The organism is Peribacillus sp. NPDC055009, from assembly GCF_053608705.1.
Map to the genome: position 1 here is coordinate 34,204 of NZ_JBSGVZ010000029.1, position 13,002 is coordinate 47,205.

Below are 13,002 nucleotides of genomic sequence, written 5' to 3' on the forward strand. Positions count from 1 at the left end.
ATAACTTTTGTATAAGTTAAAGATAAATTAGATTGCCATATTCTTCATTGGACAGTGTGTAAAATATCTTTCTCAAATTCTTGGACGCATCTGGCATTAACTAAGCTTTCTTTGATCAGATCGCCTAACCGGATCCTCAGTTTCTTTATATTTCCCCTCCCAAAATTCGGCACCTTGGATTCCCAGCTTTGTCGGGTTAAAAACGGGGTCTTTCCCTGCTCTTTTCTGCACTTCATAATCTCTTAACACCCGTAATGCAGGCTTGGTCAGAAGAAAAATCGCAACAAGGTTTACCCAGGCCATGGCCCCCATCCCCAAATCACCCATTGCCCACACAACAGCTGCTGTTTTAACACTTCCGTAAAATGAAGTGATCAATAAGACAACTTTTAAGACATGGTTCGGCCAACTAGACTTTGTTTTTTTGCTTTGTGTCAGAAAAGCAAGGTTTGTTTCTGCTTTGTAATAATAAGACAGCAGCGTGGTAAAACAGAAAAAGAATAAAGAGATCGCCAGGAAGCCCGCACCAAATTGCGGCAGGACAGAATCAACAGCGAGCTGTGTATACACAGATGGCTCAACGTTTCCAATCTTATTCACAATAGGTGCCGCGCCTTCCGGTTCCACATTGTACATACCTGTGATCAGAATCATGAATGCGGTTGCAGAACAGATAAATAACGTATTAATATAAACAGAGAAGACTTGAACCAGTCCTTGTTTAGCTGGGTGGGATACTTCCGCTGCTCCTGATTCAAACGTTTCACTGCCTATTCCAGCTCCACTCGAATAAACCCCTCTTTGTACGCCCCATGCTATCGCAGAACCCATCAATCCGCCGAAAGTGGAGTTTAAATTAAAAGCACTGGTGAAAATCAGCGATAGCACACTGGGAATGTGGGAAAAGTTCAGACTTAACACGATAATACAAACGAGAATATAGCCAAGCGCCATAAACGGAACCATGATTTCTGCGGTTTTGGCAATCCGCTTTACGCCGCCAAAAATGATAAACCCCAGCAGCACAATGATACTGATGCCAGTTAACATAGGAGGCATTCCAAAAGCGCTGTTCATTGTTAACGCCACTGTATTAGCCTGGACACCCGGCCATAAACAGCTCATCACAATTAAAGTGAGAATGGCCGATAAAATGGCAAGCTTCCTGAGCTTCAGTCCCTTTTCTATGTAATAAGGTGTCCCGCCCCGGTACTGCCCATCGATCTTTCTTTTGTAGATCTGAGTAAGCGTAATCTCGATGAACGAAGTGGCGCTGCCCAAAAAGGCGGTAACCCACATCCAAAAAATCGCTCCGGGCCCTCCTAAGGCAATGGCAGTAGCCACGCCTGCTATATTCCCGGTGCCAACCCGGCTGCCCAATGACATAGCCAGTGCTTGAAAAGACGTAACCCCTGCTTTTGAATCTCCTCCTTCGAAGGACAGCTTAATCATGTCTTTCACAAACCTTAACTGAACAAATCGTGTAAAAATAGAAAAAAGCAGCCCCAGCCCTAAAAATCCATACACAAGCAATGGACTCCACACATATCCATTGAGCCAATTTACTAAATTCTCCACAAACAAGCACCTCTTCACTTATTTTTTTGCTCCATCATCCTCCACATAAGCTTTAAAATTAATGAAACATTCATTTAAAAATAAAATATTCACAAAATTTTAACATTAGACACTGTGTCAAGCTTTTTAGTTTATTGGTCTTACACCCACCATTTACATTCTTAATGATCTTACTTTTTATAATAAAATGAGAGAAAAACGAACCGTTCATATTCTTCAATTGGAATAAACATCTTTTAAAGTTATTTTTCGCTTCTTCTTATATAGATAAAACGATGGGACTAGGCCCATCGTTTTATGTGGTATCGACATACTCTTATTTAAAGTTGAAAGATACTTTCTGTTAACGTTTTAACTATAAATGTAAAATCATCTTCCGTAATGCTCAATGGAGGAGAGAGTTGCAAAACATTGTTATACCCTGCAACCGTGTCGCCATTTTTCCCTACTAACAAGCCTTTTTCTTTACAAAGCTGTATCACTTTGTTCATTTTTCCGACTCCAGCCGGCTCTTTTGTTTCCTTATTTTCAACCAGTTCAACCCCTAGTAGAAGACCTTTCCCGCGTACATCACCCACATTCGGATGCTTTTTTAATACTTCCAGCTCCTTTAACAGCCTTTCGCCTAACTCTCTGGAACATTCAATGAGGTTTTCATTCTCCATGATTTCCAGGTTTTTCAAAGCCAAGGCACAGGCAGCTGGATTTCCTCCAAACGTGTTTACATGGCGAAAGCGGTCATAATCATCTGTGCCTGTATAGGCCTCATAAATCTCTCTTTTTACAGCTGTTGCCGATAAAGGAAGATACGCACTGGTAATTCCTTTTGCCATTGTAATAATATCTGGTTTGACGTCATAGTTCATAAACCCAAATGCTTTCCCTGTCCGTCCAAATCCGCAAATGACTTCATCACAAATAAGCAGCGCACCATGCTTCTCACAGATTTCCTTTACTTTTTTCATGTATCCATCTGGAGGCATTAGTATTCCACCTCCAGTGATGATTGGTTCCATAATCACACCAGCAACTGTTTCGCTTAGCTCCCATGTCATAACACGGTCGATTTCATCAGCGCTTGCCAGTGTTTGGGCATCTTCTGGATTGCGATACGTATCAGGCGGTGCAACATGCAAGAAGCCTTGCCCTAATGGCTCATATTTATACTTTCGCTGCGCCTGGCCAGTTGCTGCAAGAGCACCCATTGAATTTCCATGATAAGCGCGATAGCGTGAAATAAACTTATAACGCCCCTGCTCCCCTTTTTGCTGGTGATATTGACGGGCAATTTTGAATGCCGTTTCGTTCGCCTCTGATCCGCTATTGGAAAAGAAAATAACGTAATCATCACCAAGCCATTCATTCAATTTCTCTGCTAATTTAATAGCTGGAACATGACTTTGCGTTAAAGGGAAATAGGGCATTTCCTGAAGTTGTTCAAAAGCCGCTTCGGCAAGTTCTTTCCGGCCGTATCCTACATTTACACACCACAGGCCGGACATACCATCTAAATAACGGTTGCCGTCAATATCCGTCACCCAGGCTCCTTCTGCACTTGTGGCAATTATATTTGCCGGATTAGAAGCCGCTCCCCTCATTGCATGCCAAAGGTACTTTTCATCTATTTTCTGTAGGTTTTGCATTTGTTCGGTTATTTGCACAATCATCCGCTCCGTTCCATTCTTTTATGGTTTTAAATCAAATTTTTAGTAACGGGCAGTAAGCATTTTCTTTCGAGTATAGAATTCCACTCCGTCTTTTCCATTTGCATGAAGATCGCCATAGAAGGATTTTTTATAGCCCGAGAACGGGAAGAACGCCATAGGAGCCGGAACCCCAAGATTAACGCCAAGCATGCCTGCATCAATTTCTTCACGGAATTCACGAATGACTTTTGCACTGTCTGTATATAAACATGCGCCATTTGCGAACTCAGACTTGTTTGTCAGTTCAATGGCTTCTTCTAAACTGTCCACTCGAACAATCGACAGTACCGGAGCAAAAATTTCGTCCTGCCAGATTTTCATTCCTGTTTCTACATTGTCAAAAATCGTAGGTCCAACAAAGTATCCCTGCTCATTCCCTTCATCGTTTCTTCCATCACGAATTAAGGAAGCACCTTCCGCCTTGCCAATTTCTATGTAACTGAGCGTACGTTCTTTATGGGATTCACGAATGACAGGACCAAGAAACACACCTTCATCCATCCCGTTTCCTATTGTAATTTCATCAGCTGCTTTTTTAAGCCGATCGATTAATTCGTCCCCAACATCTCCAACTGCAACGACTACTGAAGCCGCCATACAACGCTCGCCTGCAGATCCAAAAGCAGCACCGGTAATATTCGTTACAGCGTTGTCCAGATCTGCATCGGGCATGACGATTGAGTGGTTTTTTGCTCCTGCCAGAGCTTGTACACGTTTACCGTTAGCTGCTGCAGTTTTGTATATATACTCAGCTACAGGCTGAGAACCTACAAAAGATACTGCTTTTATATCCTCATTTTCCAAAATGCCATTAACCACATCATGTGCGCCATGGACAATATTTAATACCCCATCAGGAAGTCCTGCTTCTTTAAATAATTCAGCTAAACGATTAGCCAACAATGGTGTTCTTTCAGATGGCTTCAATACAAAAGTGTTTCCACATGCAATGGCAAGTGGGAACATCCAGCACGGAACCATCATCGGAAAATTAAAAGGTGTGATTCCACCAATAACGCCAATTGGATAGCGATACATGCCTGACTCAACACCAGTAGCAATATCAGGAAGTTGATCTCCCATCATTAAAGTAGGGGCACCTGCGGCAAATTCTACACATTCAATCCCTCGTTGTACTTCTCCGTATGCTTCGGCATAACTTTTTCCGTTTTCCAGGGTAATAATTTTTGCTAAATCCCCCCAATTCTCTACTAATAATTGTTGATAACGGAACAAAATTCGAGCACGTCGAGGTACAGCCACTTTTCTCCATTTTTTAAAAGCTTCCTTAGCAGCCAAAACCGCTTGGTTTAATTCTTCACGAGTAGAAATTGGAATGCGGGCAATGATTTCTCCAGTTGCTGGATTTGGTACTTCCTCAATTTGCTCACTTGCCGATTCCACCCATTGTCCACCTATATAGTTCTTTAACATTTGAACTTCCTTCGTTAATTCCACTATTAAAACCTCCTATTTTATGAAAACTTAGTAATACCTTGAGCTCATTATATTGGTTATATAAATACAGACCATTAGACAAGGTGTAAAATATTCTGTCATTTTTTTCTGCAACATTAATACGAGTAGATGAAATTATTTACATATTGTCATAAAAAAAGAAACCCTTTTAAGGATTTCACAGAGTGTACAAATTTGGACGTTGATTGGAACGTAGGGCGCTCGCTTTCCGCGGGCGGTCCGGGAGCCTCCTCGGCGCACATGCGCCTGTGGGGTCTCCCTTGGACTCGCTATTCCCGCAGGAGTCTCGCACACCCGCTCCAATCAACTATTTTTAAAGTTTAGATAGAACTCCTTTTGCCTACAGTCTTTTTTGTTTTAAAATAGATCTATTAAAACTTGAGGTAATGAGGATGCTTTCGAAACATCATTCTATTCAACGAGATCAACTTGAAATGATTATTTTAGATCAACTGGTACCGGCGAACCTTTTGGTTGGTAAAATTGAGGCTTCCATTGTCTTCACTTTCATTTACGACTTGGTGAAAGATATGTATTCAGAGGTGTATTCGTATATAAATTACAGCTATGAAATGCCAGGCCTATCAACCTCTTACCTACAACAAAGATTTTGATAGAGCATCCCTTATCTTGAATATGGTAGAGAATTTATATTAACGCTTTCTTTAATATTTATCTTTATTATTTTTAATAATAATTTCTTCAACTGATGCGTATTTTCGCGGTTTGATACTTTCCATAATGACATCTGCAACATCATCCGGTTCCATAAACTTGTCTTCTGAACTAGCTCCCCCCCATAATTCAGTTTTCATATTCCCAATATAAGCTCCAAATACTCTAATCGCAGTATGCTCAAGTTCAATCGCTAAACTTTCAGTAAATCCTCTTGCGCCAAATTTACTTGCACTATAAACCGACTCAATAGCTTTTCCTCGCTTACCAGACAAAGAGACAATGTTGACAATATAGCCTTGATTTCTCTTTTTCATGTCGTTTAATACTTCTTGAGTACAAAAGATGGTTCCTTTTAAGTTTATATCAATCATTTGGTGGATGGATTCTTCACTTAAATTTTCAGTCAAATCAAAGATCCCAACTCCTGCATTGTTAATTAATAGATCAATTTGTCCAACTTCTTCTTTAATTAATTGCATGACTTTTGCTACATCACTTTTAGATGAAATGTCTACTTCATAAATAGAATGATTATGGCTTAATGTTTCAGCTGTTCGAATAAGTTTTGTTTGAGTTCGTCCAAGCAAACATACATGACAGCCTAGATCAGAATATTTTTTTGCCAATGAAGCACCCAATCCACTTCCAGCCCCTGTAATCACAACAACATGAACATCCATTTGAATTCTCTCCTTTTCCTAGTAGGAATTGTAATAGCTCTCTTTAAAGGAAGATACTTATTAAAATTCCGTTCATTTACCTCCTTTGTTAGGAACAAAATGAACGGGGGAAATACCATAATGATTAGTAGTAATATATTGAGACAACTAAAATAACAATTCAAAGTACAAAATGGTGCTTTTTATGGGAAAAGAAAGATAAAAAGGGTTTAAGTGAAGTATGTTTAATCCTGACAGCAGTTACTATATGTAAAAAGGAATGAAGGAATTGCCCCAAAAAATGACTAGAAGGGAAACAATTCATCTCCCTCTAGGAAGCCGGGAGTATGGGTTTTCCCATCGGAAATGATGACTGAAAAACTTTAGACAACAAGCCAGTTTATTGAGCTTGCACTGCACAAGTGGAAGAAATGCGGCTTCACTTTGACCAGCCGGCCGCCATTGAGCTCGCATTTATACGCCAGAAACTGGCGGAACATTCCCCATTCTACATGAATCGAATACAGGGTCTTTTCCTTCTTTCTTCTGTCTTTCATAATAATCATGTAAAATGTATTCCCTCCAGTTGATTTGACGGTAATACTTTTATTGTAATTTACAATTTGTAATTAATTTTAAAAAAATGTCATTTTTAAAAAACTCAGCTGCTTTTTATGGAGATTTATAAATATGCTTATTCAACCATCTCTCTCAAAAAAATCGCAAGCAAGCATATAAATCAAAAGAGTGAACTTTTCACATGAAAAACATACCTATAAAAAACAATAGACCTAGAAAAAATGATCGATAATTAAATCAAAAAAAGAACAGATTCGTTTCTAAGAAACGTCTGTTCAAAGTGATCTACAAATGATTATACTATTACTACACTGATAATTTATCTTGTTTTGCTGGTATATCTTGCTCGACTTTCCCATATTCTTTTTCCCAAAAGTCCGCTCCTTTAATCCCTAACTTTACAGGGTCAAATACAGGATTTTCTCCTTTCTTTTTCTGCATTTCATAATCCTTAAGTACCTTTAATGCTGTCTTTGTAAGAAAAAAAACAACAGTGAGGTTTAACCAAGCTAGCGCCCCTGTACCTAAATCTCCCATTGCCCATACTGTGTCCGCTGTTTTAACACTACCATACAGTACAGTGGCTAGTAAGGTCACTTTCAATAGGTGATTTGGCCAAATTGATTTTACTTTTAAATACTGTCTAAGATAGGCAAGGGTTGTTTCTGCTTTATAATAATAAGAAGTAAGTGTTGTAAAGCAGAAGAATAACAGAGCAATCGCAAGAAAACCGGCACCAAATTGAGGGAAAACAGAATCAACTGCGAGCTGAGTATACATAGATGGTGCTACGTTTCCAAGTTTATTCGTAATAGGCTCCATCCCTTCTGGTTTTACATCATACATTCCTGTAACCAGAATCATAAATGCCGTTGAAGTACAGATCAAAAAGGTATCAATATAAACAGAAAATGCTTGAACTAATCCTTGTTTGGCTGGATGAGATACCTCTACGCAACCAGATTCAAACGTTTCACTACCTAAACCAGCTCCATTTGCATAAATTCCTCTTTGAACTCCCCATGCAATTGCAGCCCCTATTATCCCTCCAAAAGTCGCATCTAAACTAAAAGCACTATTAAAAATCAAGGAAAGAACACTTGGAATTTTAGCATAATTCAAAGTAAGAATGATCACGCACATGAGGACATAACCAGAAGCCATAAAAGGAACTACGATTTCAGAGTATTTGGCTATTCTCTTAAGGCCGCCAAAAATTATAGTCCCTAGGAAAATAACCACGAAGATTCCAGTTATGATTGGTGTTATTCCAAAAGCGTCATTCAATGCCAATGCAACTGTATTGGCTTGTACCCCGGGCCATAAAAAACCCATGACAAACAATGTTAAGATTGCAGAAACGACGGCAAACCACCTCATGTTTAATCCTTTTTCAATATAAAAAGGAATACCCCCTCTATATTCACCATCAATTTTGCTTTTGTATACTTGGGTAAGAGTAATTTCGACGAACGAAGTAGCACTTCCTAAAAATGCTGCAAACCACATCCAGAAAACAGCACCTGGTCCCCCTAACGAAATAGCAGTAGCTACACCTGCAATATTACCTACACCAATTCTACCTCCCAATGACAAAGCTAATGATTGAAAAGAATTTACCCCAGCCTTAGAACCTCCGCCCTCAAAAATTAGCTTAATCATCTCTATAAAATACCTTACCTGTACAAAACGTGTGAGAATTGAATACATCAAACCTATTCCTAGAAGCAAATAAACTAAGACTGGACTCCAGACATAACCATTTAACCAATTAACAATGTCACTCATCGAAATCCCCCTGTACAAAGATCAATTTTTTGATACGTATTCCTATTCAAAATTACGGGGTTTCACCCCACCGTAGATTGAATATTCCGGAATCTCTCTATAAAACCTCCTATTTATGAATGAGATTATTATATTGTTTATATAAATACAGACCATTGGACAAGGTGTAAGATATTCTGTCATTTTTTTCTGCATCATGAAAGAGTGTGGATAAAAAGTTATTTACAAGTTGTCATAAAAAAGCTTCTTTCAAAGGTTTTAGTAATTCTGCAATCCTTCTTTTTTAAAAAGACACAAAACAATCAGTCTGTCTTAGCTGCTATTAGAACTCATTCTTTTAGAGGTATCATTCACTTAGTTGTTTAAAACATCATTTGTATCTAAATGATGAAATAGATCTTAGCGTTTTATATCCTCTTCAGCATTGCTCAAAAAGCTAAAGGGTAAAGAGTGCTACCATGCTATAGGTTTTCTTGCTTCCAAATAATACAAAAGACCTTAGTTTAATACAATCGGTTAACCACCCGCGGAAACGTAGTATTTTCATATTCAGACTTAGACTGAGAAGCAGAAATATATTCATAAGAGGAAATGGCAACTTCTATGGCTTGACGTTTATATGGATCCATGAAATCCCTTCCAATTAATTCATATAATTTTTCGAGTCGATGATACAGGGTTTGACGTACAATGTGAAGTTGTTCGGCGGTTTCTTTTTTTGCACCTTTACATTGTAAATATGTTTTTAATGTTTTTAGTAATTCTCCACTATTCTGCTGATCTTGTGATATAACTGGACCTATATAATCTGTGATGAATTCGTTAAGGATTCCTTGATCATGAGCAGCTAATACCATCCGAAAAATATATAAATCTTCATAAAAAATACTGTTTAATTCATTGGGTATTTTTTCTCGAATATTCATAGTCTCTTTTGCTGAAGTATAGCTGTTTCTAACTTCGTTTAGATTAGTAACAAATTTACCGACGCTGAAACTGAGATCTGAAAATTTATATTTTTTAAAAGAGTCAGATTTTTTTAGAACTTCTATTCCTTCTTGTATTCTGCGCTTAAAGTCTTCTTTCTTCCATTTGTTTATAAGGATAAAAATAATTTGATTTTTCCCTATATCTGTCAATAAAAATATACCTTTTTGTTCAAACATTGAACGACAGTAGATTTTTATATAGTTAAATTCTGAACTTACTTTTTCTATGTTATCTGCTTTGCAAAGTAAAACCGTGTAAGTATTGGATTTGAGATTAGGTTCAAGCTCTGAAAGATATTTTTGAATCTGTTCAGCGCTATTTTCCCCTTCAAGCCAACGCCGTACCCATTCCGCTTCTTTAGTTTTTCTCTGTTCTTCAATATATAATTCACGCAAAAGGCTTTGTGCCAATGCTATAGCACTGCGATCTAGGATGAGGGATTCAAATTCTGTTATGGAACCCGATTCCGAAAAAACAAAGAGATCAGCAAAAGTTTGGTTTAAAGCCTGTACAGATTGATGTGCCACACTCATATGTTTTGATATGTTGTTACTTTTAAACAATTGTATTATTTTCTCTTCCTCTGCTCTTTCCTTCTTAGAAATAATTTCAATTTCACCTTGATTGGTAATATATAAAACTGTTAATTTTAAATGTTCATGTATTAACTGGAGAATTCTTTGTTGTGGGTTTGCCGAAAGAAGAAGCTGGTTTAACCTATTTGAGTAATCTTCTAAATCAGTCAAAATTCTATAATGCTTTTTAATCAAGAGGCTATGTAATTCCTGTGTAATGTCAATAAAGCGAACTTTTTTCTGAAAAACGATTAAGGGAAAGTCATTTGTATTGGCTAGTTGTAAAGCGGCTTCTGGTATCTCGGAGATGTATGTTCCTAACTCAATACAAAGACCAGCTGCGTTAGCATCAATGGATTGTTGAATTAATGAAGTAAAAGTATTTTCACCTCTTTTCCATCCAACCCCTGTAGATAGAATCAATTCATTCCCATTCAAGAGGCTTTCAATTGAATCTACCTCCATAACATGGACCCATCGAACTAGCCGATCAAGTCCTCCTTTGCCAGCCAAAACCTTAGCACTTGCAAAGTGTTTATTTTTTAAAATTTCATTTACAGATAATTTAACTTCAAAGTTCATTGACAACTTCCCCCTTTAGTTTTAAGCAAGCAATAACCATTCTTTTCCCCTCACTGAAGTTGTCTAAAAAACCTTTCAATATTCCTCCCACACTTTGAATAATTAGCATAAAAAGTTGGATGAAACGTAACACAATGTTATCTCTTCTTAACTATAAAAACATTATATTCTGAAAACTAAACTCCCATCAATATTCTTGTCATATTTTCTGACACCATTTTTTCAAAAATCTATTTGAGTAATCATATAAGTGACATAAAACCTTATTTATCAACGTTTATATATTTTCAAAAAGAGAGCATCCATAATTTAAAAACAAAATATTTATCACTAATACAGACCTGTATTAAAGCGCTTACAATTATCTCAAAATAGTTTTAACGAAATACTTTGCTAACTCTTAATAGTCTTGCATTCTACCTTACAGAGTAAAATTTTCATTAAAGTAAAATTGATTACCTTAAGTATAAGAAATCATTATGAATTAGTAAATTGAATGTTTATAATAGTAAACATGAATTAATTCGATAGATGAGGGAGAATTAAATGACACTTAATCGGTATGAAGCCTTTAATGCTGTTGTGGAATCGGGAAGTCTGACAGGAGCTGCAAAACTTTTAAATTTAACACAATCAAGTATCAGCCATGCAATTTCTAGTTTGGAAAACGAATTAGGTTTTTCTTTACTTACACGAGGGAAAGCGGGGATTTTTTTAACAAGCAATGGTGAACGCATGCTTGAATATATTCGGGATATTCTAATCCTGAACGATAAAATGAAACAAGAAGCTTCAGAAATAAATGGTATAGAAACAGGCGTAGTCAGGATAGGTACCTTTACAAGTGTTGCTGCACAATGGCTGCCTTTTATTATAAAAAAGTTTCAAGATGCCCATCCAGGAATCATCGTAAAGTTATTTGAGGGTGATTACCTTACCATAGAAAATGAGGTTTCAACCGGAGGCATAGATTGTGGATTTCTCACTTCACCTATCACAAAATCGTTGGAATTTCTTCCTTTAAAAAAGGATAAAATGCTTTGTATCCTGTCAGATCAGCATCCTCTTCATACATCAAATACTATTTCTTTTGAACAAATTGAAACTGAGCCTTTGATTATGCCCAAAAAGAGCTGGGGCAATGAGATAGAGCAAATTTTTAAAAAGAATAATATAAAGCCTAACGTACTATTTGAGGTATCGGATGATCAGGCGATTATTGCAATGGTACAAAATAATTTAGGCATTAGTATTAGACCTGAAATGACTTTGTCGGGCATTCCTGCCAATATTGGTATTCTTAATTTAGAAATTGAATCTTTTCGCTTTATAGGCCTTGCTGTAAAACCGAATATGTCACCTGCAACTAAAAAGTTTGTTGATTGTGTCCACTCATGGTTAAGTGACAACAATTTACTTGATTTTTAACATTATAGCGTCTTTTCGCGAATAAAATTAAATGACTCAAAAAGGGGGGTACCCTTTTCGAGCCACTTAATTTTATTATAATCTGAGAACGTGCACGGAAATTAAGTCGTACAGACGAAAATTGGAGCAGCTAAATTTGAACTAGCTTAGAGATTTACGAATTCTGCAGACTAGAAGATTAATCTGATAGGGCCGTGATATACTGAGAATATGGAAAAAAACTTACCTCTAAGTTGGCGTTAAAGCTTACCTTAAGTGAAGAAGAAAATATTTCACGAATTACAAAGGAAATTTTTTCAAATTAAATACTATACTTTTCATTTTAGATATGTTTCAAGTTTCTCTTTATCAAAAACAGAAATCCATGGTAAATCCTGATTGACTTCATTAATACCTGGTTGGATAACGCGGCTATTTAAGAGGTCACAAATACAATCATTTATTAATTGGATATCCTGGTCTGATATTTTCCGGTTATATGTAGCGGCTCCTGTTTGTGTGTTCATCCCCCCTATCAAGCCTCTTTGATTTAATGAACTCCTGATCACTTCTCTGATAGCCTCTAGACTAGTCAACGGAAATACATCAAGGTGCTTAACAATCATTCTAAAAATATCCTCTCTAGATAAATCCTGTTCAAAATGTTGTCTCAAATAATCCACCCCCATTTGTCAAAACATTCTCCAAATGAAACGTAAAATCCTCCTTTTTCCCTAAAAAGGACGATACACAATTCCCTTTTGTGTACCGCACTGACCCTTTATTCCAAATATAGAAATTAACACATAAAAACCAGATTCACTGACGATTTTCCGCAACAAATACAGCGCCTGACCGTTTTGCAAAGGATGCTTCATTGTATAGAAACTCATCTGCCATAACTGAATTGATTTTTTCTTTGAAAATTAACATTCATATTTTTGGTAAATATTTGTATTATAATAAAATAAATATTTAATC

At 37.0% G+C, this 13,002-nt stretch carries 10 protein-coding genes; 2 read left to right on the plus strand and 8 right to left on the minus strand.

Annotated elements, in window-relative coordinates; genetic code table 11:
- Positions 1–96: 96 nt before the first annotated feature.
- From ACWF5P_RS25645 to ACWF5P_RS25655, 3 genes are all read right to left on the minus strand, one after another.
- Entirely contained in the window at positions 97–1,578 is a 1,482-nt protein-coding gene (locus ACWF5P_RS25645) for an amino acid carrier protein (RefSeq protein ID WP_434169197.1), read from the minus strand.
- 320 nt (positions 1,579–1,898) lie between these two features.
- Entirely contained in the window at positions 1,899–3,239 is a 1,341-nt protein-coding gene (locus ACWF5P_RS25650; protein WP_434169645.1) for an aspartate aminotransferase family protein, read from the minus strand.
- A 45-nt stretch (positions 3,240–3,284) separates the two neighbouring features.
- Positions 3,285–4,742, minus strand: coding sequence for a CoA-acylating methylmalonate-semialdehyde dehydrogenase (locus ACWF5P_RS25655; protein ID WP_434169196.1), 1,458 nt, complete (start codon positions 4,740–4,742; stop codon positions 3,285–3,287).
- A gap of 413 nt (positions 4,743–5,155) precedes the next feature.
- Between ACWF5P_RS25655 and ACWF5P_RS25660 the strand changes: the two genes are divergently transcribed.
- Positions 5,156–5,377 (plus strand): hypothetical protein, encoded by a 222-nt coding sequence (locus tag ACWF5P_RS25660; RefSeq protein WP_434169195.1) that lies wholly within the window; start codon positions 5,156–5,158, stop codon positions 5,375–5,377.
- A 51-nt stretch (positions 5,378–5,428) separates the two neighbouring features.
- Here the strand turns inward: ACWF5P_RS25660 and ACWF5P_RS25665 are convergent, their stop codons facing one another.
- The 4 genes from ACWF5P_RS25665 to ACWF5P_RS25680 form a co-directional block, all read right to left on the minus strand.
- Entirely contained in the window at positions 5,429–6,121 is a 693-nt protein-coding gene (locus ACWF5P_RS25665) for an SDR family NAD(P)-dependent oxidoreductase (RefSeq protein WP_434169194.1), read from the minus strand.
- 362 nt (positions 6,122–6,483) lie between these two features.
- Positions 6,484–6,666 carry a zinc ribbon domain-containing protein gene (locus tag ACWF5P_RS25670; RefSeq protein WP_452445462.1) on the minus strand — a complete coding sequence of 61 codons (183 nt, stop codon included), beginning with the start codon at positions 6,664–6,666 and terminating at the stop codon, positions 6,484–6,486.
- Positions 6,667–6,985: 319 nt separating this feature from the next.
- Entirely contained in the window at positions 6,986–8,467 is a 1,482-nt protein-coding gene (locus ACWF5P_RS25675; RefSeq protein ID WP_434169193.1) for an amino acid carrier protein, read from the minus strand.
- A gap of 503 nt (positions 8,468–8,970) precedes the next feature.
- Positions 8,971–10,614: a PucR family transcriptional regulator ligand-binding domain-containing protein gene (locus ACWF5P_RS25680; protein ID WP_434169192.1), complete on the minus strand. Its 1,644-nt coding sequence runs from the start codon at positions 10,612–10,614 to the stop codon at positions 8,971–8,973.
- 546 nt (positions 10,615–11,160) lie between these two features.
- On the opposite strand from ACWF5P_RS25680, the gene ACWF5P_RS25685 reads away from it, so the two are divergent.
- Positions 11,161–12,042: a LysR substrate-binding domain-containing protein gene (locus tag ACWF5P_RS25685; protein ID WP_434169191.1), complete on the plus strand. Its 882-nt coding sequence runs from the start codon at positions 11,161–11,163 to the stop codon at positions 12,040–12,042.
- Positions 12,043–12,359: 317 nt separating this feature from the next.
- Here the strand turns inward: ACWF5P_RS25685 and ACWF5P_RS25690 are convergent, their stop codons facing one another.
- Positions 12,360–12,695, minus strand: coding sequence for a hypothetical protein (locus ACWF5P_RS25690; protein WP_434169189.1), 336 nt, complete (start codon positions 12,693–12,695; stop codon positions 12,360–12,362).
- Positions 12,696–13,002: the final 307 nt, after the last annotated feature.